We start from the raw sequence: 23,594 nt of genomic DNA, 5'->3' as shown, positions 1-23,594 counted from the left end.
CCCAGGGTTACGGCCAGCCCGGTGGATACGACCAGGGCTACGGCCAGCCGGGTTACGACCAGGGTTACGGCCAGCCCGGTGGATACGACCAGGGCTACGGCCAGCCGGGTTACGACCAGGGTTACGGCCAGCCCGGCGGATACGACCAGGGCTACGGCCAGGGCCAGCCGCCGCCCCCTCCTCCCGGCTACGACCAGGGCTACGCGGCTCCGCCGAGCCCTCCCGGCGGCTACCCCGCGCAGGCACCGCCGCCTCCGCCGCCCCCGCCCGGCGGTGACCCCTACGCGCAGCAGGGCTACCCGGGCGGTATGCCTCCGGGCGGTAACCGGCAGCTCTCCGCGATCCTCCAGCTCGACGACGGGTCCAACCGGACCTATTCGCTCAAGCAGGGCGGGAACGTCATAGGGCGTGGTCAGGACGCCGACTTCCGCCTGCCCGACACGGGCGTCTCGCGCCGGCACCTCGAGGTGACCTGGGACGGGCAGAGCGCCACGCTGGCCGACATCGGGTCGACCAACGGCACCACGGTCAACGGCACCCCGGTGCAGACCTGGCAGCTGGCCGACGGCGACGTGATCAGGGTCGGCCACTCCTCGCTGGTGTTCCGCACGCAGGGCTGAACACGCGACTGCGGCGTCCCGCACGGTGATCACACACGTGTCCCGCATAATGGCGGCGATGCGGGGACCCAGCGGGGCCGATGACGGTCGAACGACGGTGGGCGCCGCAGGTCGGGCGCGAGAAGGCGGGAGCTGACACAACCGGTGCCAGAGCTGGTCGTACAACTCACCAGAGTGGGATTCCTCGTCCTGCTCTGGCTGTTCGTGTTCGCCGCGCTCCGCGTGGTGCGCTCGGACCTCTACGCGGCGTCGGGGCTGAGGGTCAACCTGCCCAGCCTCCGCCGCGGCGGCAGTAAGCAGAAGAAGTCGACGCCGCTCCGAAACAGGAACAAGCTGCCCCGGCAACTCGTGGTGACCCACGGGGCGCTCGCCGGAACGCGGATCGCTCTGGACGGCAGGCCCATCCTGCTGGGGCGGGCCGACGACTCGACTCTGGTGCTGGACGACGACTACGCCTCCACGCGACACGCTCGCCTGTCGCTGCGAGGTGACGAGTGGTACGTGGAAGACCTGGGCTCGACCAACGGCACCTACCTGGAGCGGGCTAAGGTCACTGCACCCCTCCGAGTCCCGCTCGGAAGTCCCATCCGGATTGGCAAGACGGTGATCGAGCTTCGCCCATGACTCTCGTCCTACGCTACGCGGCCCGCAGTGACCGGGGCCTGGTTCGGTCGAACAACCAGGACTCCGTCTACGCCGGCCCACGACTACTCGCACTCGCCGACGGCATGGGTGGCCACGCCGCCGGCGAGGTCGCCAGCAAGGTCGTCATCGCCTCGCTCGCACACCTCGACGACGACGAACCGGGCGACGACCTGGTGACCCAGCTGCGCGACGCCGTCAGCCAGGGAAACCAGGCCATCTCCGAGCTCGTCGCCAACGACCCCGACCTCGACGGGATGGGCACGACGCTCACCGCCGTGCTGTTCTCGGGTTCCCGGCTCGGACTCGTACACGTGGGTGACTCGCGTGCCTACCTGCTCCGAAACGGACAGTTCTCCCAGATCACGCGGGACGACAGCTTCGTCAACGAACTGCTGGAACAGGGACGGATCACCGAGGAGGAGGCCGCGACGCACCCGCAGCGGTCTCTGTTGTTGAAGGCGCTCACCGGTCACGAGGTCGAGCCCAGTGTCACGGTGCGGGAGGCCAGGTCCGGCGACCGCTACCTGCTCTGCTCCGACGGGCTCTCGGGCATGGTGAGCAACGAGACACTGGCCGAGGCGCTGCGCATCCCCGATCCGCAGGAGTGCGCCGATCGCATGATCGAGCTGGCACTCAAGGGCGGCGGCACCGACAACGTCACGGTGATCGTGGCCGACGTCGTGGACGTGGAGTTCGGCGAGGACGCGCCCATCGTGGGCGGCGCTGCCGGTGACGGCACGGACGAGGCCCCGCAGGGCGACTCGCCCGCCGCGCGGGCGAGGGCGCTCACCGCGCCTCCACCACCACAGCAACCCCAGCGGACCGAGCAGCTGGAGACCACGCCGAACCCAAAAGCCAAACGCCGTAAGCGCGTGCGGCTGCTGCTGGCGTTCGGGCTCGCGCTCGTCCTGCTGGCCGCGGCGGCCTTCGCCACCCGGTACTTCGTGCTGCGGCAGTACTACGTCGGCGTGGCGGCCGACGACGAGGTCGTGATCTTCCAGGGAGTCCCCGGCAGCATCCTGGGCTTCGACCTCCAGGAGCAGGCCGAGGGTTCCTGCCCTCCCGAGGCGTCGCTGTGCGAGCCGCTGCGACTCCAGGATCTGCAGCAGGACGCGCGGGCGGCGTTGAACAACGGCGTCAAGCGCGAAGGTCTCACCGAGTCGCGCGAGTACATCAACACGCTGCGGCGCAACAATATGCTCGAACTCTGCGACGACGAGTCGGACCAGGCCCAGGGCGGCGGACTCGGCGGCGTCGAGCAGGGCGGCGATCCCGACGACACCACGCCGGAGTCGTCGGAGCGCGCAGCGGAACCGACCGACACGAACGCGGGCCGAAACGAGGGTGGACAGCGACCGGGGGTGGACTGCCGCCCGGCGCCCGACTCGGGCGGTAATTGATGTCCCAGCCCCCAGCGACACCTGGTGCGGCAGCTCAGTACACGACGAACCCACCTCGTGAGCTGCCGAAACGACGCGGCACCGAGCTGGTCATGCTCGCGCTCTCCGCGCTGATCGTGACCTCGGCGTTCGTGCTCGTGCAGGCCAACCAGGAGCAGGAGCTGTCCTGGTCCGTGGTGTGGTACGGGCTGGCGTACCTTTCGATCTTCGGGGTGGCGCACCTCGCGGTGCGGCGGTGGGCGCCGTACGCCGACCCGCTGATCCTGCCGTGTGTGGCCCTGCTCAACGGGCTGGGCCTTGTGATGATCCACCGGATCGACCTGGCCGAGGCCGCGGGCGGGGAGGACGTCACGGCCAGCGCGCCCCGGCAGGTGCTGTTCACGGTCGTCGCGCTGGCGTTCTTCCTCGGCGTGCTGATCGTCATCTCGGATCACCGCACCCTGACGCGGTACGCCTACATCCTCGGCCTGGTCGGCATCGTGGCGCTGGCCCTGCCCGCGGTCCTGCCGAGCTCGATCTCCGAGGTCAACGGCGCGAAGGTGTGGCTGAAGCTGCCGGGCTTCTCCATCCAGCCCGGCGAGTTCGCCAAGATCGCGCTGATGATCTTCTTCGCGTCGTTCCTGGTGGCCAAGCGCGACCTGTTCATGAGCGCGGGCAAGCGCGTGCTCGGTGTCGAGCTGCCCAGGGCACGCGACCTCGGCCCGATCATCATCGCGGCGCTCGCCTGCCTCGGCATCCTGGTCTTCGAGAAGGATCTGGGCACCGCGCTGCTGTTCTTCGGCATCGTGCTGGTGATGCTGTACGTCGCCACCGAACGCATCATCTGGGTCGTGCTCGGGCTGAGCATGTTCTCGGTGGGCGGCATCATCGCCTACACGCTGTTCACCCACGTCCAGCAGCGGGTCGCGAACTGGATCGACCCGCTGGCGACCTACGACGACGCGGGCGGCGGCTACCAGATCGCGCAGGGCCTGTTCGGGCTCGGGACCGGCGGCTTCCTCGGCACCGGACTCGGACTCGGCAGACCGGACACCGTCCCCGAGGCCCACACCGACTTCATCAGCGCCGCGCTCGGCGAAGAGCTCGGGTTCGCCGGGCTGGCCGCGATCCTGCTCCTGTACATGCTGCTGGCCCTGCGCGGCATGCGCAGCGCGCTCGCGGTGCGCGACACGTTCGGCAAGCTGCTCGGTGGCGGCCTGTCGTTCGCGATCATCATGCAGGTCTTCGTCATCGTCGGTGGTGTGACGAAGCTGATCCCGATGACGGGGGTGACCACGCCCTTCCTCTCGGCGGGGGGATCATCGCTGCTGGCCAACTACATCCTCGTCGCGTTGCTGCTGCGCATCTCCGACGCCGCTCGGCGACCCCAGCAGCCCGCGAAGCCGAAGCCGGGGCCGAAGGCTCCGCTCGCCGAGGCCCACACGGTGATGGTGCAGCGTTCCCAGGCCGAGGCGGGGCTGGCGGCGCACCAGCCCGAAGGGGGGAACCCACCGTGAACACACCGCTGCGCAAGGTCGGCGTCGCCATGCTCGTGATGGTGACGATGCTGCTGGCCAACGCCACCTACGTCCAGGTCGTGAAGGCCGACGACTACCGCACCGACGGCCGCAACACCCGCGTGCTGTACGACGAGTACTCCCGCGAGCGCGGCAAGATCACCTCCGAGGACGCGGGCCAGGTCCTCGCGGGTGTCGAGCCGACGGACAACACGCTGAAGTACCGCCGTACCTACCGCAACGGCCCCCTCTACGCGCCGGTCACCGGCTACTACTCGGTGAACTACGGCGCGGGCGGTCTCGAACGCGCCTACGACGAGTTCCTCAACGGCTCGGACTCCCGGTTGCTGGTGCGCAGGCTCTCCGACATGATCACGGGTCGCGACGCCCGCGGTGGCAACGTGCGACTCACCGTCAAGCCCGCCGTGCAGAAGACCGCCTACGACATGATGGTCGACAACGGGTACAAGGGCGCCGTCGTGGCGCTCGACCCGAAGACCGGCGACATCCTGAGCATGGTGTCCACGCCCTCGTACGACCCGGGTGACCTCGCCTCCCACGATCCGGACGAGCAGCAGGAGGCGTGGAAGACCTACACCGAGGACGAGGACAACCCGATGCTCAACCGGGCTGTCCGGGAGACCTACCCACCCGGCTCCACGTTCAAGATCGTGACGACGGCGGCGGCGCTGGAGAACGGCGCCTCGGCCGACACCGAGGTCATCACCGACTCGCAGGTCGAGCTGCCGGGCACCTCGACGACGCTGGAGAACTTCAACGGCGCCACCTGCCCCGGCAACACGCTCAAGGACGCGCTGGCGCACTCGTGCAACACCGCCTTCTCCAAGATCGCCGCCGATCTCGGGGGCGAAACGCTGCGCGAGACGGCGGCCAACTTCGGCATCGGGATGACCGACCTCGAGGTCCCGATGAGCGTCGTGCCCTCCGACCTCGGGGAGCTGGAGAGCGACGCGGCCCTCTACCAGAGCGGGATCGGGCAGCGCGACGTCCGGCTGACCCCGTTGCAGGACGCGCTGCTGGCCTCCACGGTGGCCAACGACGGCGTGGCGATGAAGCCGCGGCTGGTGAACCAACTGCTCGCGCCCGACCTCTCGGAGATCGAGGAGTTCACGCCGGAGGAGCTGACGGGCGACGCTGCGCTCTCCGCGTCCAACGCCGAGGTGCTCACCGACATGATGATCGCCTCGGAGGAGAACACCGGCGGCGGAGGCAAGGACCCGGGGCTGCGGATCGCGTCCAAGACGGGCACCGCCGAACACGGCGCCGACCCGAAGGCCACCCCGCCCCACGCCTGGTACGCGGCGTTCGCGCCGCACGACGACCCGCAGGTCGCCGTGGCCGTCATCGTGGAGTCCGGCGGTAACCGCGGCCTCGCGGCGACCGGTGGCAGCGTCGCCGCCGAGATCGGACGTGCCACCGTGGCCGCCGCCCTCGGAGGTGGCTGACCGATGCTGTCGTCCGGGCAACTGCTCGCACAGCGCTACCGTCTCGCGGGCCGCATCGCGGTCGGCGGGATGGGCGAGGTGTGGGAGGCCAGCGACACCCGGCTCGACCGCACCGTGGCCGTGAAGATCCTCAAGGCCGAGCTGTCGGGGGACGCCGAGTTCCTGCACCGGTTCCGCACCGAGGCACGGACCACGGCGTCGCTGAACCACCACGGCATCGCGGCCGTCCACGACTACGGCGAGACCGAGGCGACCGAGGGGTCCGGCGAGTCGATCGCCTACCTGGTCATGGAGCTCGTCGAGGGCGAGCCGCTGGCGGCGATCCTCGCCAGGCAGCGTCGCCTCTCCCCCGAACGCACCCTCGACATCCTCGAACAGGCCGGTCGTGCTCTCCAGGCCGCGCACGGGCGCGGGCTGGTTCACCGCGACGTGAAGCCGGGCAACATCCTGGTCTCGCCGGAAGGCGTGGTGAAGCTCACCGACTTCGGCATCGCCAAGGCCGCCGACGCCGCGCCGGTCACCCGCTCCGGAATGGTGATGGGCACGGCCCACTACATCGCTCCGGAACAGGCGCTCGGCCACGACGCGGAACCGGCCAGCGACGTGTACTCGCTCGCGGTGTGCGGCTACGAGTGCCTCGCGGGGCACCGGCCGTTCCTCTCGGAGCACGCGGTGAGCGTGGCGATGATGCACATCCGGGACTTCGCGCCGCCGCTGCCGCCGGACGTGCCCCCGGGCGCGCGGGCGGTCATCGAAGCTACTCTCGTCAAGGATCCGCGACAGCGTTACGCCAACGGAGGCGAGTTCGCCGGTGCTGTCGCCGCCGTCCGGGCGGGCCACCCCCTTCCCCCACCGTCGGGTCTGGCCGCCGCCGGATACCTGACACATCCGGTCCACCCGAACGCGCACCCACCCCAGGCGGCATCGATGGCGATGTCGCCGCATCCGGTTCCCGGCGGCCCCGTCGGCCCGGGCTCCCAGCCGTCGTTGTCGCCGGTCGCACCACCAGGCGGGGTGCGGCCCTCCCGGCGCCGCACCCCGGCGTGGACGCTGTTGGCGGTGGCGCTCGTGCTCCTGCTGACGGTCGCCGCCATCGTGCTGGTGCTCACGCTGTGGGGCGACGACGGCGGGGCGGGCGGCCCGGCCGATCGAGGCCCCGCCGGGGGCAGCTGGCCCAACACCGGGATGCATACCTCCGGCGGAGGCGGCGGGCAAGGCATGATGAGCACACTGCCGATGGAGAACCCCCAGTGAGCCCCGACGATCGCGACAGGGCGCTGGCGACACGGCCCGGTCCAGGACCGGACGTGAGAAGAAGACCGAGTGAATGGGACGGCACCGAGCAATGAGCGCACCCCGACTGCTCTCAAACCGCTACGAACTGGGTGACACACTCGGCTACGGCGGCATGTCCGAGGTCCACCACGGTCACGACATCCGGCTCGGCCGCGAGGTGGCCGTGAAGATCCTGCGCGCCGACCTCGCCCGCGATCCCATGTTCCAGGAACGCTTCCGGCGCGAGGCGCAGAACGCCGCCGCTCTGAACCACCCGGCCATCGTCGCCGTCTACGACACCGGCGAGGCCGACACGGACTACGGCCCGCTGCCCTACATCGTGATGGAGTTCGTCGAGGGACGGACGCTGCGCGACATCGTCAAGACCGAGGGTCCGATGCCGCAGAAGCGGGCGATGGAGGTCATGGCCGACGTCAGCGCGGCGCTCGACTTCTCGCACCGGCACGGCATCGTGCACCGCGACGTCAAGCCGGCCAACATCATGATCACCCGCAGCGGCGCGGTGAAGGTGATGGACTTCGGCATCGCCAGGGCCCTGCACGACGGCCAGGCCGCCATGACGCAGACGGCCGCCGTGATCGGCACCGCGCAGTACCTCTCGCCCGAACAGGCGCGGGGCGAGACGGTGGACGCGCGGTCGGACGTCTACTCCGCCGGGTGCGTGCTCTACGAGCTGGTCACGGGCGACCCGCCGTTCACGGGTGACTCGCCCGTGGCGGTGGCGTACCAGCACGTCAGGGAGGCACCGCAGCCGCCGTCGGAGTCGAACCCGTCGGTGACCCCGGAGCTGGACGCGGTCGTGTTGAAGGCGTTGGCCAAGAGTACGAGCGAGCGGTACCAGTCGGCGGCCGAGATGCGGTCGGACCTGGTGCGGACGCTGTCGGGCCAGCGCCCCTCCGCCCCGCTCGGCGGCGCGGCGGTCCCCGTGGAGGACGAGCGCACCCAGGTGATGGGGTCGCCTCGCGAGCCGGACCCTGTTCCCTACGACGACACCGACTACGACGACATCGAGGACGCTCGCAAGCGACGGCGCAACCGCTGGATCGCCGGGGTGGCACTCACGCTGTTGGTACTCGGCGCCGTGGCGTTCATCACGTGGATCCAGAGTGCCGGCTCCAACTCGGAAGGCGAGACCAAGGCCATTCCCGACGTCACCGGGGTCAAGGTGGAGCAGGCCCAGCAGCAGCTCAGGAACGCGGGTTTCGAGGAGTACCGCCAGGAACCCGTCATCTGCCTCGACAACCCGCCGTCGGGCGAGCCGCAGTGCACGTCCGACCAGATCGGCAACGTCATCGGAACCAATCCCGACCCGGGCCGCGAGGTCGCGCTCGACACCGAGATCGTGCTGTCGGTGGGTACGGCGCCGGAGAAGGTCGAGGTTCCCCCGCTCGCCGACATGAGCCGCGAGGCGGCCGAGGCCGCGCTGGAGGAGGCCAACCTGACGCTCGACCCGAATGTCACGGAGGTCGAGGTCGACGACGAGAACCTCTACGGCAAGGTCATCGGCCAGGACCCGGCGGAGGGCACCGAGGTCGAGCAGGGGCACGCGGTGAGCATCGAGATCGGCACGGAGCCCGATCTGGTCGAGGTGCCCAACATGACCAGCAAGTCGTTCGAGGAGGCCAAGGCGACCCTGGAGGACGCCGGGCTCACCGTGGTGCGCAACGACGTCGACGGCGAGGCGGACCCGGGCACCGTGGTGAACCAGACCCCCAACGGCGGCAGCGTGCCCAAGGGCTCGCAGGTGCAGCTCGACGTGTCGAACGGCTCCCAGCAGCAGATCGAGGTCCCCGACCTCACCGGGATGACCGAGGACGAGGCACTCGCCGCGTTGCGGAACGCGGGCTGGGAGGGGTCGCACACCACGCAGACGGAGGAGGTCTCCGACTCCGAGGACGTCGGCAGGGTGACCAACAGCAATCCGGCGGCGGGCGCGTCGATGGCGAAGGACCAGCAGATCGTGCTCTACATCGGAGCCGACGACGACGGGTCCACGGAACCGTCGGACGACGAGGACGGCCCGGGCTGGCCCATCGGGGGCTGAGCCCCGCCGCCCCGCCGTGCCGGTGGACTCGACCTACGAGTTCACGGGCACGGCGGGGCGCTGCAACGCCAGCGTGGCCCGCTCCAGGTCCCGCACCAGGACGTCGCGCACCGGGTGGCCCGCCGAGGACATCCAGTTGGCCAGCATGCGGTGGCCGCCCTGGGTCAGAACGGACTCGGGGTGGAACTGCACGCCCTCGACCGGCAGCGTCCGGTGCCGCATTCCCATGACGACGCCGGAGGCGGTGCGGCCGGTGACCTCGAACTCGGCCGGGACGGTCTCGGGCAGCACGGTCAGCGAGTGGTACCGCGTCGCGGTGAACGGGTTCGGCAGCCCCGCCAGCACCCCACCGCCGCTGTGCTCGACCTCGCTGGTCTTGCCGTGCAACAGTTCGGGAGCGCGGTCCACGGTCGCGCCCCACGCCACGCCGATCGCCTGGTGACCGAGGCACACCCCGAGCATCGGGACGGACTCCGCGGCGCACCGCCGCACCACCTCGATACTCCGGCCTGCCCGCTCGGGAGTACCCGGCCCCGGCGACACCAGCACGCCGTCGAAGCCGGGCACCGCGTCGACATCCACCACGTCGTTGCGCCACACGGTGCAGTCGGCCCCGAGCTGGGCCAGGTACTGCACCAGGTTGTAGACGAAGCTGTCGTAGTTGTCGACGACCAGTACGCGCATGCGCCAAGCCTACGCGGCGCGCCTCACGCCTGTCCCCGACGCCGGAACAGCACGGCGGTCAGCGGGACGGCGATGGCGCACCCGCCCGCCAGCCAGGCCGCCGCGAGCCAGGCGGCGTCACCGACCGGCTGGCCGAGCAGCAGCCCGCGCAGGGTCTCGACCAGCGGTGTCATCGGCTGGTACTCGGCCACCGTCCGCAACACCCCGGGCAGGGCCTCGACGGGCACGAAGGAGTCCGACACGTACGGCACGAACAGCACCACGAAGGAGAACGCGCCCGCCGCCTGCACGCTGTTCACCAGCAGGCCCCACACGATCGACCACCAGGCCACGGTGAGCACGTAGCCCGCGACGACGGCGAGCACCAGCAGCCAGTCCAGCACACCGGCGTCGGGCCGGAAGCCCAGCAACAGCGCGGCGGCCGTGGCGACGGCGGTGGACAGGACGTTGCGCAGGACGGAGGCCACCACCTGCCCCGCGGGCAGTCCCCACCCCGCGATGGGCAGCGTCCGGAACCGCTGGGTGAGCCCCAGCTTGCGGTCCTCCGCCACGCCGACGCCGGTCGTGGCGGCGCCGTACCCCGCGCACAGCAGCATGACGGCGGGGGTCACGAAGTCGACGTAGGCCAGCCCGGTGCCGGTGTCGATGGCCCGGCCGAACACCCCGACCATCGCGCACATGAGGACGACGGGCAGCGCAACTCCCACGATGAGGCCGTCCACCTGCCGGAACTCGCGGCGCAGCGCGCGCTGGGTGAGCAGCACCACCTCGTTCAGGCGGCGCGGGCCGGTCACGGGGCCGGGGTGGCCCACCACTGCGTGCTCGGTCATGCCACCGGCTCCTTCGCGGTCAGTTGGAAGAACACGTCGTCGAGCGTGGGCGCCGACAGCGCCACCGAGGCGATGTCGATCCCGGCTCGGTGCAGGTCGTCGAGGATTCGCCGCAGGTGGTCCGGGTCGTGCAGCCCGACCACGACCTCGCCGGTGTCCGGTTCGGGGTAGGCACCGGGCAGCAGCGCCAGCGCCGGGGCGGTGAACTCGGGCCGGGCCGGGGTCAGGCGCAGACGCTCGGTGCCGATGCGGCGCTTGAGGCCGGCCGGCGTGTCCTCCTCCACGATGCGCCCGCCACCGAGGATGGCCACCCGGTCCGCGAGCTGGTCGGCCTCGTCGAGGTACTGCGTCGTCAACAGGATGGTGGTGCCCGCGCTGACCAGGTCGCGCACGACCTCCCACAGTCCGGACCGGCTGCGCGGGTCGAGGCCCGTCGTCGGTTCGTCGAGGAAGAGGATCCGGGGACGCGCCACCATACTGACCGCGAGGTCGAGCCTGCGCCGCATGCCACCCGAATAGGCACCCGCGCGGCGACCGGCCGCGTCGGTGAGGTCGAACCGTTCCAGCAGTTCGTCCGCCCGCTGGCGTGCCGCCCTGCGGCCCAGGTGGTTCAGTCCCGCGAACAGTTCGAGGTTCTCGCGCCCGGTCAGCAGCTCGTCCACGCTCGCCTGCTGCGCGGTGAGGCCGATGGCGCGGCGTACGGCCGCGGCGCCGGTCGTGATGTCGTGCCCGGCGACGCGCGCCACGCCGCTGTCGGCGGCCAGCAACGTGGTGAGGATGCGCACGGTCGTCGTCTTGCCCGACCCGTTCGCGCCGAGCAGGGCCAGCAGCGATCCGGCCGGGACCGTGAGGTCGAGCCCGTCGAGCACGGCGCCGTCGCCGAAGTGCTTGCGCAGCCCGCGCGCCTCGATGGCGGGTGGAGACATGGGAACCCCCGGAAAAACTGAGTATGGTTTACGGTGTATTGCATACACTATATAGACCATACGCAGATTAGGGACGAAGGGTCAACACGTCATCCGGCGCCGGGGACTTAAGGTGAACTCCGGTGCGTGGGCGAAGGAGGCACATGGCGGACGAACCGGCGCGACGGCCCGAGTTGCCCGTGGTCGTCGGCCGCATGTGGGGCCGCGAACCGACCTCCCGGCGCGGCCCCAAACCGAGCCTGGACCTCGCCCGCATCACCGCCGCGGCCACGGAGATCGCCGACGCGGAGGGCCTCGGCGCGGTGTCCATGAACAACGTCGCCACCCGCCTCGGCGTGGCGCCCATGTCGCTGTACCGCTACGTCGGCAGCAAGGACGACCTGCTGCTCGCCATGCTGGACGCCGCAACCGGCGAACCGCCCGACCCCGGCGGCCCGTACCGCGACTACCTCCACCGCTGGACCAGAGCCAACGCGGAGGTGATGCTGGCGCGCCCGTGGCTGCTGCAGATCGCCCCGTCCGGGCCTCCGATGGGACCCCGGGGCCTGCGCTGGCTCGACCGGCTGCTGCGCGCGCTGGCGGACACTCCGCTCGACCACGGTGAGAAGATCGGCATCGCCACGACGCTCAGCGGTTATGCACTCAACCAGGCCTCACTGATGCTGTCGCTGGCGCCGCAGGCACCGCACGGCGCGCTTCCGGAAAGCTCTCACCAGTACGGCGAGATACTCGGCCTGCTCGTCGACGACGAGACCTACCCGGAACTGAGCGCGGCCGTCCGGGCAGGAGCCTTCGACAGCGACGACCAGGCGTGGTACGAGGACTCGGACTTCCGCTTCGGCCTCGACCTGCTGCTCGACGGCATCGACGCGCTGATCGCACGCCGCTCACGCGCCGGGTGAGTCAGCCCTACCGGCACGTGATCATCCCGGTTGGCCGAGATGCTCGGTGAGAGCGGAAAGGGCGGGTGAAGGGGTTCGGTCGCCGGTGAGGAGCAGGATGTCGCGATGCATCTCCGGCGTCAGGAGGCGGTAGACGGCTCCGTTGTCTCCGGTGTCTCCGGTGTCTGCGCTGTCGTCGGCGGCGGGAACGCAGGCGAGGGCGAGGCCGCCCGCGACGAGAGCGAGCTGGGTGGCATGGTCCGCGACGAAGTGACGTATGTCGAGTTCGACCCCGCGCTCCCGTGCGGCCTGAACGAGGGCCACGTGTCCGTGCGAGTCACGGCCACACGTCGCCCACGGTTCCGCGGCGAGGTCAGCGAAGTCGAGGGTGTTCCTGTGCCGCAGCGGGTGGTCCCCGGGTAACGCCACGCGGACCCTTTCGCGGACCAGGCGCTGCGCGCGCACGCCTGCGGGCAGGCGCAGCGGGGCGGTACTCCACGACTCGGCGAGCACCAGGTCCAAGCGGCCGACGGTCAAGCGATCAAGGTGGTCGACGGTCTCCCCGTCCTCGATGCCCACCTTCACACGAGGGTGGCTGCACCAAAACGTCGGCAGCCTACGCGCCAACCGACCGCGGATGAGCGACGCGAGCGCGCCGACTCGGACACTACCCGCCGGTCCGTCGGCACGGTGCAGGTCGTTGTCGGCCTGGCGCATGAGCTCCGAGACGCGGCGAGCGTAGTCGGCGAGCAGGCGGCCCTGGTCGGTCAGCCGCACTCCGCGCCCCTCGGCGGTGACGATCTCGGCACCGGCCTCGGCCGCGATCCGGCGCAACTGCTGCGACACCGCAGGGCCCGTCATCCGCAGCATCGCCGCCGCCCGCGTCACGGACCCCGAACGCGCCACGGCATCCAGCACCCGCAATCGTCCCCACTCGACACTCATACGCCGTGCTTAGCATTATTGGGTAGAAATGTGAAGTAGTGCTAATCAGTGTCTGGCGTTAGCGTCGAGCCGTGACTGCCTCGGACGCTCCGTGAGCGAAACGGGACCGGCCCTCGCGGTTCTCGCCGGGGCGCTCTGCCTGTCGGCCTCGGCGATCCTGGTCGCACTCGCGGACGTGGACGCGGCGACGACGGCGGTACTGCGCTGCGTGATCGCCGTAGCCGCGTTGATCCCGCTGGCGATGCACGAGCGGGCACGCCACGGCCCGCTCTCGGGCCGGGGCGCAGGGTGGGCGATCGTCGCCGGGGTCGCCCTGGGGATCGACTACGCGGCGTGGACGGCCTCGATCTACCACGTCGGCGCGGGGATCAGCACCGTGCTCATCAACGTGCAGGTCATCGTGCTTCCGCTCCTCGCGTTCGTCGTCGACCGCGAGCGCATCGACCGGCGTTTCGTGGTGACACTGCCGGTGATGCTGCTCGGGATCAGCCTCGTCGGCGGTCTCTGGGACTCTGCCGAGCTCGGAGAGCAGGCCGCGACCGGAACCCTGCTCGGCCTGGTCGCCGGGATCGGCTACGGCGCCTATCTGTTCCTCACCCGCAGAGCGACCAGCCGCGAACCGGCCCGGATGACCCAGCCGCTGGCCTGGGCAACCGCCTCAGCCGCCGGCACGGCCGCCGCCATCGCCGGCTACTCCGGCGGCATCCACCTCTCCGGCATCACACCGCGTTCCTGGGGGTTCCTCGTCGCACTGGCCCTGCTCGGCCAGGTGGCGGCATGGCTGCTGATCCACCACGGCAGCGTCCGCCTCGAACCGGCCACGACCGGGGCACTCCTGCTGATCCAGCCCGTCCTCGCCCTCGCACTGGCCGCGACGATCCTCGCCGAGCATCCCACCGGGTCGCAATTGCTCGGTGCCCTCGCGGTGCTCGTCGCGGTCGCCGCGTCGAACAGACCGGGACACGCACGCCGCTCGCGCGCCGGGTGCGTCAGCCGTCCTCCACCGCGACGTCGTTGAACGGCAGCATCGGCTCCGCCCACGGGAACACGACGAACATCAGCAGCGCGACCGCGCCCAGCACCAGACCCGTGGCCAGCCCGATCCGCACCGGGAGCGGCCCAGGAAGATGCCGCCAGATCCAGCCGTACATCACGCCTCCCCGATCTCGCGCAGCAGTTCCTCGTAGCCCGCGCCCCGCTCCTTGTCGTACACGTCGGTGAGCACGCCGTGGATGATCATGCGCTCGCGGTCGGAGAACCGGGGATGGCAGGTGGTCAGCGTCAGCAGTTCGGCCTCCCGCTGCCCGGCCACCGTCGCGCCCGGCTCGTACGGCACGGGTGCCACGGCGTCGCCCCGGTCGGGCGTGACGATGCGCCGCCCGACGGTCTCGCCGTAGACGGGGTCGCGCTCGGACAGCGGCGCCACCCCGGCACAGCGCGGGTCGGCGCCCTTACCGTCGGCCCAGCCGTTCACCTCGTCGGCCATCGGGACGACGCGGTACACGAAGAAGCTCTCCACCGTCTCCACCACCACGGCATCACACGAGGCGAGCAGGTCGAGGTCGTTGAACGGCGCGCCCTTGCCCACCCGGTGCCCGGCGACGGCGAAGTTTCCCGCCTCGCCGGGCATGGCGGACGTCGTGTAGTGGCCGGGGCCGACCTCCAGCGTGTCGGCGTCCACACCCTGCTGGATCGTGAAGTTCCAGTCGACTCCGAAGGACGGGATGTACAGCCGGGCGAACGCCTCACCGCTCAACGGCTCGGCGTGGACTTCGCGCTCCTGCGACCACCGCTCGTCCAGGCTGGCACTCGCCTCACGCTGCTTCTGCTGTGACATGAGGTTGGTGACGTAGAGCTCGTACACCACGAACAGCAGCATGACGACACCGAGCGTAATGAGTATCTCGCCGAACGTCCGCACGGCGACGCGCGCCTTGCCGCCGCCACCACCGGACGGCGGCGGCGCGGTGTCCTGTGGGGGGTCCTCCGGCGGGTCGCTCGGTGGGTCTTCGGGCGGCCCGGCTGGTGACTCGGACGGTTCCTCCGGCGCCTCGGGCGCTCGCACGGCGCCGGTGTACACCGTCGGTTCGTCGTCGTAGTCGTCCGCAAGCGGCCCCGAGGTCCGCGCGGGCGGCAGCACGGGCCGTGTCGGCGCGTCCGCCCAGGGCTCGGGTGGGCGCCGCGCCTGCCTCGGTCTGGGTGGCCTGCCCGCCGGCGCGTGTCCGGGAGGCGGCGGGCGGCGTGGTGGCCGCCCCGGCGCCGGGCCCGGCGGCGAGGGGGGATAGAGCTGCCCACGGCGCGAGCCCTCGGGTGGCGGCCCCTCGGGCGCCCCGGGTAGCCGTCCCCGGGAGGGTGCGGTGAACTCGCGGGTCTCGGGGTCCTCGTACCTCGACAAGCGAGCTCCTCTCGCATGAGCGGTGGCCGCGCGTGATCACGATCTGCTGACCGGCGCTCGCTCCCCGGTTCTGGCGCCTGCCCGATTACGTTAACGTGTGAAGAAAGTGGCAGTCGCGCACTGCCCGGTCATTCTGCCCGACGCACGCGAGGACTCCGATGCCCAAGTCCAAGGTCCGCAAGAAGACGGCGTACACCCCGCCCACGAACAGCCGCACGCCGGTCAAGGTCCGCGCGGCGGGTCCGTCGCATCCGCTCTACAAGGGCGTCATGTTCGGGTTGATGTTGCTCGGCCTCGCCTGGCTGGTCGTCAACTACCTGGCCGGCGACAAGATCAGCTTCATGACCGAACTCGGCGCGTGGAACTTCGCGATCGGCTTCGCCCTGATGATCACCGGGCTGCTCATGACCATGCGCTGGCGTTGACGAATCCGGTACCAGCGACGACTACGCTGAATTACAGCGTTGTCACTCATCCCCACTGTGGATAACCCTGTGGACAACTCCGGCATGACCTGGGCTCCGAAACCCGGGCTCGTCGCCGTGGGCTGGGCGCTCACGGCGGCTGCGGGCGGGTCGCTGATCTGGTTCGTGAGCTCCGGTGACCGGCCGGGCACCGTCCTGCTCGCCGTGACGACCGTGGCGTTGCTGGCCGCGTCCCTGCACGGGACCGCGCTGCGCCCGCGCCTTCGCGCCGACGCGGGCGGGGTCCGGCTGCGGGGGCTCGGCGGCACCCGCTCCTACACCTGGTCGCAGCTCGACGTGCGCCTGGGTCGCACCCGCCGCTACGGCCGCGACGTCGAAGCGCTGGAACTCGACGCCGACGACGACCGGCTGCACGTCCTCGGCTGGACGGAGCTGGGCACCGACCCGCACGAGGTCCACGAGGCCCTGCTGCGGCTGCGTCAACGCCCGCCCGCGAGCTGACCGGCGAAGATCGCGCTGGTCAGCTCGGCATCGCGGTAGAACACCAGACCGATCAGGGCGAGCGCGACGATCGCGATGGCCCCGGCCTGGTAGGCGCCGCGGTGACGCTCCGGCGCGTACACCATCGCGACCATCGCCACGGCTCCCGCCACCAGCCCGCCCAGGTGGCCGAGCAACGAGATATTGGGCAGCGAGACGCTGAGGACCACGTTGAGCACGATGATCCCGATCGCCGTCGTGGCGTTCAGCCGCAGTTTCAGCACCGCGACCAGGATCGCGCCCATGAGGCCGTAGATGGCGCCGGAGGCACCCGCCGTGCCCGTGTCCACCGCCCCGAACGCGAACACGGCCACCGCGCCCGCGAACATCGACAGGAAGTACACGGCCAGGAACCGGACCCGGCCCAGCAACAGCTCCAGGTCACGGCCCAGCACGAACAGCGCCAGCATGTTCATGCCGAGGTGGAGCAGGCCGTAGTGCAGGAACCCCGACGTGAACAGCCGCCACCACTCGTCGAAGGCGACGATGCCGGCGGGCCACAGCACGCCGTCCTCGAAGGCGGACGAGCCGATGTGGTTGGCCATCGGATCGCCCGACTGGAAGGCCGTGAGCGCGTAGACGAGGACGTTGACCGCGATCAGCAGCGGCACCACGACGATCCGCTGCGGAACCCGTGCCCCCGCCACCGTACGGGCGCCGTAGCCCGCCTTCCGGTATCCGGCCGCCTGGGAACGCTGCTGCTGCCGCGCCGTGCTCACGCAGTCGATGCACTGGTACCCGACCGACGCCTCGCGCAGGCAGTCGGGGCAGGCGGGCCGCTCGCAGCGCACGCAGCGCAACCCGGTCTGCCTGCCGGGGTGCCACCAGCATCCCGGCAGTGCCTCCTGTTGCGGCGGCTGCCCGTACGGCGGGGGCGTGGGTGGCTGGGTCACAGTGCTGCCGACACTCCTGCGCTCACGGCCGATGTCCGTCACGACGCTCGCCACACGCCCACGGCCGAGTTGCGCGTGTGGCCCGACTCCAACCTACCTGGTGCCGAAGGGGACTCAGCCCTGCGCGACGGTGACGCGCTCGATGACGACGTCCTCGAGCGGCTTGTCGGCGGGGCCGGTGGCCGTGCGCGCGATCGCGTCGACGACGTCGCGCGACTCCTGGTCGGCGACCTCACCGAAGATCGTGTGCTTGAAGTTCAGGTGCGGCGTCGGCGCGACGGTGATGAAGAACTGCGAGCCGTTGGTCCCCGGCCCCGCGTTGGCCATGGCCAGCAGGTAGGGCTTGCCGAACTGGAGCTCAGGGTGGAACTCGTCACCGAACTTGTATCCGGGGCCACCACGGCCGGTACCGGTCGGGTCACCGCCCTGGACCATGAAGCCGTCGATGACCCGGTGGAAGATCGATCCGTCGAAGAACGGGCCGGACTTCTCGCCGCGGGCGTTCGGCTGCGTGTACTCCTTCGTGCCTTCCGCCAGACCGGTGAAGTTCGCGACCGTCTTCGGCGCGTGGTCCGGGAAGAGCACGACGTTGATGTCGCCTCGGTTGGTGTGCAGGGTGGCTGTCGTCTTCCCGCCACCGGGGGTCGCATTGCTGTCAGTCACACGATTCATCGTGCCATCCACGGCGAGATCGGCAGGAAAGGGGCAGGATGGGCAGCAGGCGGACGAGGCATGTCGACCAAGGAATGACGAGGTGACCAAGCGATGGGTTCGATGGCCCGAACCACGCAGACTGTAGGTGATGCCGCCAAGAACGGCTCCCGCACGCTGCGGGACCGCGCCCTTGATGCGGGCAGGATGAGCGCCGACGTGGCCGCGCAGGCCGCTCAGGTGGCCGAGCACCGGCTGACCGAAGGTACGGAGGTCGCGCGCAAGGAACTGAGCCGCAGGGCTGCCCGCACCCGCAAGGAGGCACTGCGCAGCGCCAAGGAGGCGCGCGTCATGGCCGAGAAGCGCGCGGATGAGCTGCGGGCACCCGGCCGCAAGGCCAAGAAGGCGGCGCTCAAGGCGGCCAAGGCGACCGGCCAGTCCCGGCGCAAGGCCAAGCGCGAGTTCCGGCACGCGAAGAAGGACTTCAAGGCCGCGCTGGCCGAGGCGAAGGCCGTCTCGCGGCAGGAAACCAAGCGCAGGCGCAAGTGGCCGTGGTTGGTGGGCTTCGCCGCGCTGGCCGCCGCTGCGGGCTACGCGATGTCGTCGCGCAGGGAGGAGCCGCAGATCGCGCCGGTTCCGCCCCGCAGCACCGACACGCCGTCCGGCCCCTCGGCCGAGACACCCGCCACGGCCCGCAACGGCGGGAGCGCGTCGTCGCAAAGCGACACCACCGCGCCGACCGGCGAGTCGCGCAGGAGCTGAGGCGGCACGCGCCCGTGCCGCCTCGACGCGGAAAGGCCCCGGGAACCGAAGGGCTCCCGGGGCCTTTCCGTCGCTCTCACCCTCAGGCGGAGTGCTTGTCGATCAGCTTGCCGAGGCGGGGCAGAGCCTCCTCGACGTTCTCCTTACCCTTCGGGCGCAGCTTGGTGTAGACCTTCTTGATGCTGTCGCGGTCGCTCTTCTCCGCGCGGGCATCGGTCACCGACAGCAGCGCGTCGGCGGCGTCCGGCCGGGTGGGCAGGTAGGAGCCGAAGTCGCTCGCGCCGCTGGCCTTGAAGTCGGCGAAGATCGGCTCCAGCGCGGCGACGAACTCGTCGAGCAGGCTGTCGACGGCCGAGCCGATGATGCCCGGCTTGATCTTCTTGACGGCGGCGTAGCCGGTCTTGATGACCGTGCCCGACACACCGCTCTTGTCCGCGACCTCCTCGTCGATCAGCGTCTGGAGGTCGGTCACCACAGCGGGGCGACGGCTGGAGTCGAGCAGGATTTCCTTGAGGGTGTCAGCCATGACTTCCCATCCTTCACAGTCTTATTCCACGATTCATCCCGCAGGGCCGCCTCACACCGTCGGCGCAGCCCCGGTTCTCGCCGGTCACCCGGCAGGGGCATGCCTGGCGCGGTGTGCCTGCGTGTGGGCGTAACCCTAATACAAGATCAAATTGGGCTGCACGCAGCGGTGTTTTGCGGTCACTCTCAGAACCCGAGCGCGCTGATGACCTCCGTCGCCACCGTGCGCGCCTTCACACTCTGGGGTTGATTCGTGGTGATGACGACGGCGTCGCCGTCCTGTGCCACCGCGTACACCGCTCCGTCGTCGTCCGACTCGTAGCCGCCCTCCCAGCCGGTGGGCTGTGACGTGGGATTCGACGTCGCCACCGGCGCCGCCGCGTCCACCAGTCCCCTGGCCACGTCGGGCTCCCCCGTGTAGACGCGCACCGTCAGCTGGGTCTCCCCGTCGGGTCGCAGGAAGAAGCAGGCCGGAGGGTCGTCCGACGAGGTGCTGACACTCCCGACGCGCTGCCCGTTGACCTGCGCCACCCGTTCGGAGTCCAGGTAGGGGCACGGGGCCTCGTTCTCGGGCCGGGGTTCCGGAGGCAGCGCCGGGGACGGTGAGGACGGTGAGGACGGAGCCGACTCGCCGGCCGCGGCGTCGTCCGCCTGGCCGCCCGAGCATCCCGCCACGAACGCGGCGACCGCGAAACTGATCACGACTTGGCTTGTGCGCATAGCTCGGACAGTGAACCAGAACCGCGAGGCGCGACGGCGCCGGACGGTGGGGTTTTCCGCCGTGGCCCCCGGGTAGTCGCGAGCCATGCGGGTCGGCGACACGGAGCTCACCGTCCTCGGCGGACGGTCCGGCTGCCTGTCCCTGGTGCTGCTGTCCGTGGCGCTCTCGCTGGTGCTGACGGTGCTGATCACGGTCTTGTGACCCCGTTCACCCGTGCCGCTCGGTCCGGACCACGAGGCCGTCGCCCACGCGGTGATCCACCCGGCGAAGCGGGAGTGCCCGGGGCATGCTGCTCCGCATGTCCGCCGCGCCGCCGGTCAGCCCCGTGAGCCGCCGCTGGACGGTGGGTCTGCTGTTGCTGCTCACGTTCGTGACCGGACTGGTGGACGCCGTGAGCTTTCTCAAACTGGGGCAGGTCTTCGTCGCCAACATGACCGGCAACATCACCTTCCTGGGGCTCAGCGTCCATCCCGACGCCGAGGTGTCACCGGCAAGCCCGCTCGCCGCGTTGTGCGGGTTCGGCGCGGGCGCGTTCGTGGCGGGCCGGGCGGCGTCGCTGGCCGCGCACCGGCCGCGCCGGTGGCTGAGCACGGCGTTCGGTGTCGAGGCGGGAGTCCTCGCGCTGGTGGCCTGGTTGACGGCGGGCGGAATACTCCCGGTCAGCGGCGACGACACGCTTGCCACCGTCGTCGTCCTCGCGACGGCTCTGGGGGTGCAGAACGGAACCGTGCACCACCTCGCCGTCCACGACCTGACGACCACCGTGCTCACGCTCGCGCTCGCCGGGGTCGTCACGGACAGCCAGCTGGCGCGCGGCGCGCAGCCGCACCGCAGGCTGGGCTCCATCGCGGTCATGCTCGTGGGCGCCGGCACCGGGGCTGCGCTGCTGTCGGTGTCGGTCAGCCTGGTTCTGGCACTCGCGGGCACCGCGGTCGCGGTCGTGGCCGTGGGCTTCGCGCTCACCGGCGTACGGCGGACGTGACGAACTCCCCTCGTGTCCTCCTTTGGAGTGAAGCGCCGGGCATGTCAGGCTGCTTGCCATGAAAATTGCGCTCGCCGCGAACCCTCGATCGGGCTCCGGCGACGGCGACGGTGTGGCGGACGTCCTGCGACGCTCCGGTGCCCTCGTCGACGAAATCCCGCTGGACCGCCTCGGCGAGCGGCGATTGGAGGGCTGCCGGCGGCTCGTCGTGGCCGGTGGGGACGGCTCCCTCGGCGTCGCGGCGGCGACCGCGCGCGCTGCCGGGATCCCGCTGGCCGTGGTGCCCACCGGCACCGCCAACGACTTCGCCCGCGCGATGCGGCTCCCGCTCGACCTTGACGAAGCCTGCGCGCTGGCCGTGAATCCGGACGCCGGGACGCGCCGGATCGACATCGCCACCATCAACGGCCACCCGTACCTGAACACCGCCGCCGCCGGTCTCACCGTGCACGCCAGCCGCGAGGCGAACCCGTTGAAGCCGCGCCTCGGCGCCCTCGCCTACCAGGTGGGCGCGGTGCGTGCCGCGCTGAGCGCGCGGCCATTGCGGTGTTCGGTCCGCCGTGACGGCACGGAGTACTACAGCGGTGCCGTATGGCAGGTCGCGGTGGCCTCCACCGGCGCGTTCGGCGGCGGCTCGCAACTCGGCGGCACCCGCGCGGGCGACGGGAACCTCGACATCGCGGTGGTGCCGTCGGGCTCCCGCCTTTCGCTCGCTCGCCGCGCGTGGGGCATGCGCCGTGGCCGTCTCACCGAACAGGCGGACGTCGCGCACGACCGGGGCCGGACGATCGAGATCGACACGCCCGAAGGCACGAACTTCAACGTCGACGGCGAGCTGCGATCGACCCGGGGCACGACACGGTTCGGCCTGCTCACGGGCGGGGTGGAGGTGGTCGTGCCATGAGGAAGGCGGCCTCCCGATTCCCCACGCTGTCCCGGCACTGGCCGACACTCGCCGTGCTCGGTGTTCTCGCCGCGCGCTACGCGGGCGACTCCCTGCGGCACCGCCGCGAACAGGGCCACGGTTACAGCCTGCGCGGCGAGGAACTCGACGTGCGCTCACCCGGATTTCTCCACGCGTCCGAATCGCTCACCAGCGCGCCGATATCTCGGGGCAACGAGCTGGAACTCCTGGTCAACGGCGACGAGATCTTTCCAGCCTTCCTGGAGTCCATCGCGAACGCCCAGCGCTCGGTGAACCTGCTGACCTTCGTCTACTGGCGGGGCGACATCGCCGAGGAGGTCGCCGCGGCCCTCGTGGAACGTGCCAGGGCCGGTGTCGCCGTGAACGTACTGCTCGACGCTTTCGGCACCGCCAAAATGGACTCGCGGCTCATCGACGACATGCGAGCCGCAGGCGTGACCGTCGCCCGGTTCCGCCCCCTCAAACGCATTCCGATCGGTGGTCTCAACAACCGCACCCACCGCAAGGTTCTCGTGGTCGACGGCAGCGTCGGCCTGATCGGCGGGGTCGGCATCGCCAAGGAATGGACCGGCAACGCCCAGGACCCGGACCACTGGCGCGACACCCACGTCCGCGTCCGCGGCCCGATCGTGCGCGGCATCCAGGGTGCCTTCGCGGACAACTGGCTCGAAGCCACCGGTGACGTACTCGTGGGCCCGGACTACCTCCCGGATCTCCCCGCCGCCGACGGCGCGGGGCCGATGCAGGTGGTGCGCTCCTCGGCCGGGGTCGGCGACACCAACATGGAGGCGCTCTACTTTCTCGCCATCGCCTCCGCCCGCGAGAGCATCGACCTCACCGCCGCGTACTTCGCGCCCCGGCCCGCGTTCGTCGAGGCGCTGACGCAGGCCGCCGAACGGGGTGTCCGCATCCGCGTCCTCGTGCCGGGCCCGCACATCGACAAGGACCTGGTCCGGCAGGCCGGCCGTGCCGTCTACGACCGGCTGCTCGCCGCAGGCGTGCGGATCTGGGAGTACGCGCCCACGATGCTGCACGCCAAGACCATGACCATCGACGGCGCGTGGTCCACGGTCGGCTCGGCGAACTTCGACAACCGGTCGTTCCAGCTCAACGACGAGGCGAACCTGTGCGTGCAGTCGACGGCGTTCGCCGAGGACCTCACCGCCCAGTTCGAACGGGATCTGGCGGTGTCGCGCGAGATCCGGCCCGGCCGGTGGCGCTCCCGCGCACTGCACCAGCGCGTGCGCGAGCAGCTTCTCGTGCGACTGCGCCGGGAACTGTGACCCGCGCCTACGGCACCTCGGCGGCGGGCGGTGTGTCGTCGCGGCCCCGCGACGAGGTGTAGACCGGCGAGCGCGTGTCGGCCGCGCCGTCGCTGTCGCTGTCGGCTCGCGTGCCGGTGAGTTCCTCGATGCGCCGCAACGCCGCCTCCGCCCGCTCGGCGGCGGACTCGGCCTGCTCGGCGTGCCGCCGTGCCTGCGAACGCCACTTCTTCAGCTTCTCCGGCTTCGGCACGATGTTCGCCTCCTCACTACTCGATCA

General features: G+C 70.7%; 26 protein-coding genes. 15 read left to right on the top strand and 11 right to left on the bottom strand.

Going from position 1 to position 23,594, the window contains the following annotated elements; all coding sequences use genetic code 11:
* The 7 genes from FFT09_RS23235 to pknB all read left to right on the top strand — a co-directional run.
* Window positions 1-620: FHA domain-containing protein (locus tag FFT09_RS23235; protein ID WP_244231274.1), on the top strand; the 620-nt coding region annotated here is incomplete at its 5' end.
* A 144-nt stretch (window positions 621-764) separates the two neighbouring features.
* Entirely contained in the window at window positions 765-1,244 is a 480-nt protein-coding gene (locus FFT09_RS08400; RefSeq protein WP_081192800.1) for an FHA domain-containing protein FhaB/FipA, read from the top strand.
* Window positions 1,241-2,665: a PP2C family protein-serine/threonine phosphatase gene (locus FFT09_RS08395; protein ID WP_081192798.1), complete on the top strand. Its 1,425-nt coding sequence runs from the start codon at window positions 1,241-1,243 to the stop codon at window positions 2,663-2,665. The genes FFT09_RS08400 and FFT09_RS08395 overlap by 4 nt, the downstream gene beginning before the upstream one ends.
* Window positions 2,665-4,161, top strand: coding sequence for an FtsW/RodA/SpoVE family cell cycle protein (locus tag FFT09_RS08390; protein ID WP_081192796.1), 1,497 nt, complete (start codon window positions 2,665-2,667; stop codon window positions 4,159-4,161). The genes FFT09_RS08395 and FFT09_RS08390 overlap by 1 nt, the downstream gene beginning before the upstream one ends.
* On the top strand, window positions 4,158-5,627 hold the full coding sequence (locus FFT09_RS08385) for a peptidoglycan D,D-transpeptidase FtsI family protein (RefSeq protein ID WP_081192794.1): 1,470 nt from the start codon (window positions 4,158-4,160) through the stop codon (window positions 5,625-5,627). Before FFT09_RS08390 ends, FFT09_RS08385 begins: the two co-directional genes overlap by 4 nt.
* Before the next feature lie 3 nt (window positions 5,628-5,630).
* Window positions 5,631-6,881, top strand: a complete 1,251-nt coding sequence (locus FFT09_RS08380; protein ID WP_024876963.1) for a serine/threonine-protein kinase — start codon at window positions 5,631-5,633, stop codon at window positions 6,879-6,881.
* 91 nt (window positions 6,882-6,972) lie between these two features.
* Window positions 6,973-8,967, top strand: a complete 1,995-nt coding sequence (gene pknB / locus FFT09_RS08375) for a Stk1 family PASTA domain-containing Ser/Thr kinase (RefSeq protein WP_081192792.1) — start codon at window positions 6,973-6,975, stop codon at window positions 8,965-8,967.
* A gap of 33 nt (window positions 8,968-9,000) precedes the next feature.
* Here pknB and FFT09_RS08370 read toward each other — a convergent pair whose 3' ends face one another.
* The 3 genes from FFT09_RS08370 to FFT09_RS08360 are packed head-to-tail and all read right to left on the bottom strand — an operon-like array spanning window position 9,001 to window position 11,407.
* Complete coding sequence (locus tag FFT09_RS08370; RefSeq protein ID WP_081192790.1) at window positions 9,001-9,651, bottom strand: aminodeoxychorismate/anthranilate synthase component II; 651 nt, start codon at window positions 9,649-9,651, stop codon at window positions 9,001-9,003.
* Window positions 9,652-9,674: 23 nt separating this feature from the next.
* Entirely contained in the window at window positions 9,675-10,481 is an 807-nt protein-coding gene (locus FFT09_RS08365; protein WP_138382321.1) for an ABC transporter permease, read from the bottom strand.
* Window positions 10,478-11,407, bottom strand: a complete 930-nt coding sequence (locus FFT09_RS08360; protein WP_081192786.1) for an ATP-binding cassette domain-containing protein — start codon at window positions 11,405-11,407, stop codon at window positions 10,478-10,480. The genes FFT09_RS08365 and FFT09_RS08360 overlap by 4 nt, the downstream gene beginning before the upstream one ends.
* A 143-nt stretch (window positions 11,408-11,550) precedes the next feature.
* Here FFT09_RS08360 and FFT09_RS08355 point away from each other — a divergent pair, with 143 nt between their 5' ends.
* Complete coding sequence (locus FFT09_RS08355) at window positions 11,551-12,309, top strand: TetR/AcrR family transcriptional regulator (RefSeq protein ID WP_081192784.1); 759 nt, start codon at window positions 11,551-11,553, stop codon at window positions 12,307-12,309.
* Between the two features lie 21 nt (window positions 12,310-12,330).
* Here the strand turns inward: FFT09_RS08355 and FFT09_RS08350 are convergent, their stop codons facing one another.
* Entirely contained in the window at window positions 12,331-13,233 is a 903-nt protein-coding gene (locus tag FFT09_RS08350; RefSeq protein WP_138382320.1) for a LysR family transcriptional regulator, read from the bottom strand.
* 91 nt (window positions 13,234-13,324) lie between these two features.
* Between FFT09_RS08350 and FFT09_RS08345 the strand changes: the two genes are divergently transcribed.
* Entirely contained in the window at window positions 13,325-14,251 is a 927-nt protein-coding gene (locus tag FFT09_RS08345) for a DMT family transporter (RefSeq protein WP_138382319.1), read from the top strand.
* Here FFT09_RS08345 and FFT09_RS22875 read toward each other — a convergent pair.
* Together FFT09_RS22875 and FFT09_RS08340 are read right to left on the bottom strand one after the other, a co-directional pair.
* Window positions 14,223-14,384 (bottom strand): hypothetical protein, encoded by a 162-nt coding sequence (locus FFT09_RS22875; RefSeq protein ID WP_167305349.1) that lies wholly within the window; start codon window positions 14,382-14,384, stop codon window positions 14,223-14,225. The genes FFT09_RS08345 and FFT09_RS22875 overlap by 29 nt on opposite strands.
* Window positions 14,384-15,373, bottom strand: coding sequence for a class E sortase (locus FFT09_RS08340; protein ID WP_425273054.1), 990 nt, complete (start codon window positions 15,371-15,373; stop codon window positions 14,384-14,386). Before FFT09_RS08340 ends, FFT09_RS22875 begins: the two co-directional genes overlap by 1 nt.
* Before the next feature lie 413 nt (window positions 15,374-15,786).
* Here FFT09_RS08340 and crgA point away from each other — a divergent pair, with 413 nt between their 5' ends.
* Window positions 15,787-16,053: a cell division protein CrgA gene (gene crgA, locus FFT09_RS08335; protein ID WP_024876972.1), complete on the top strand. Its 267-nt coding sequence runs from the start codon at window positions 15,787-15,789 to the stop codon at window positions 16,051-16,053.
* An 84-nt stretch (window positions 16,054-16,137) separates the two neighbouring features.
* Complete coding sequence (locus FFT09_RS08330) at window positions 16,138-16,554, top strand: PH domain-containing protein (RefSeq protein ID WP_425273049.1); 417 nt, start codon at window positions 16,138-16,140, stop codon at window positions 16,552-16,554.
* Here FFT09_RS08330 and FFT09_RS08325 read toward each other — a convergent pair.
* Window positions 16,533-17,486, bottom strand: coding sequence for a rhomboid family intramembrane serine protease (locus tag FFT09_RS08325; RefSeq protein ID WP_081193491.1), 954 nt, complete (start codon window positions 17,484-17,486; stop codon window positions 16,533-16,535). The genes FFT09_RS08330 and FFT09_RS08325 overlap by 22 nt on opposite strands.
* A gap of 114 nt (window positions 17,487-17,600) precedes the next feature.
* Window positions 17,601-18,158 carry a peptidylprolyl isomerase gene (locus tag FFT09_RS08320; protein WP_024876975.1) on the bottom strand — a complete coding sequence of 186 codons (558 nt, stop codon included), beginning with the start codon at window positions 18,156-18,158 and terminating at the stop codon, window positions 17,601-17,603.
* Window positions 18,159-18,251: 93 nt separating this feature from the next.
* Here FFT09_RS08320 and FFT09_RS08315 point away from each other — a divergent pair, with 93 nt between their 5' ends.
* Window positions 18,252-18,899: a hypothetical protein gene (locus FFT09_RS08315; protein WP_024876976.1), complete on the top strand. Its 648-nt coding sequence runs from the start codon at window positions 18,252-18,254 to the stop codon at window positions 18,897-18,899.
* 82 nt (window positions 18,900-18,981) lie between these two features.
* Here FFT09_RS08315 and FFT09_RS08310 read toward each other — a convergent pair whose 3' ends face one another.
* A complete protein-coding gene (locus FFT09_RS08310; protein WP_024876977.1) occupies window positions 18,982-19,425 on the bottom strand; it encodes a DUF6918 family protein in 444 nt (147 codons plus the stop codon).
* A gap of 185 nt (window positions 19,426-19,610) precedes the next feature.
* The gene (locus FFT09_RS08305; RefSeq protein ID WP_138382317.1) at window positions 19,611-20,144 is read right to left on the bottom strand and encodes a DUF2020 domain-containing protein; all 534 of its coding nucleotides are present in this window, start codon (window positions 20,142-20,144) and stop codon (window positions 19,611-19,613) included.
* 299 nt (window positions 20,145-20,443) lie between these two features.
* Here FFT09_RS08305 and FFT09_RS08300 point away from each other — a divergent pair, with 299 nt between their 5' ends.
* Genes FFT09_RS08300 through FFT09_RS08290 form a run of 3 tightly spaced genes read left to right on the top strand, consistent with a single transcriptional unit; the run spans window position 20,444 to window position 23,335 of the window.
* Window positions 20,444-21,127, top strand: a complete 684-nt coding sequence (locus tag FFT09_RS08300; protein ID WP_138382316.1) for a YoaK family protein — start codon at window positions 20,444-20,446, stop codon at window positions 21,125-21,127.
* A gap of 58 nt (window positions 21,128-21,185) precedes the next feature.
* Window positions 21,186-22,031 carry a diacylglycerol/lipid kinase family protein gene (locus FFT09_RS08295; RefSeq protein WP_138382315.1) on the top strand — a complete coding sequence of 282 codons (846 nt, stop codon included), beginning with the start codon at window positions 21,186-21,188 and terminating at the stop codon, window positions 22,029-22,031.
* Window positions 22,028-23,335: a phospholipase D-like domain-containing protein gene (locus FFT09_RS08290; RefSeq protein WP_167305348.1), complete on the top strand. Its 1,308-nt coding sequence runs from the start codon at window positions 22,028-22,030 to the stop codon at window positions 23,333-23,335. Before FFT09_RS08295 ends, FFT09_RS08290 begins: the two co-directional genes overlap by 4 nt.
* 7 nt (window positions 23,336-23,342) lie before the next feature.
* Here FFT09_RS08290 and FFT09_RS08285 read toward each other — a convergent pair whose 3' ends face one another.
* On the bottom strand, window positions 23,343-23,567 hold the full coding sequence (locus FFT09_RS08285; RefSeq protein ID WP_024876982.1) for a hypothetical protein: 225 nt from the start codon (window positions 23,565-23,567) through the stop codon (window positions 23,343-23,345).
* Between the last annotated feature and the right edge of the window lie 27 nt (window positions 23,568-23,594).

The sequence above is a fragment of the Saccharomonospora piscinae genome, assembly GCF_005862235.1.
GTDB lineage: Bacteria > Actinomycetota > Actinomycetes > Mycobacteriales > Pseudonocardiaceae > Saccharomonospora > Saccharomonospora piscinae.
This window is presented reverse-complemented; position numbering and strand designations above follow the sequence as displayed.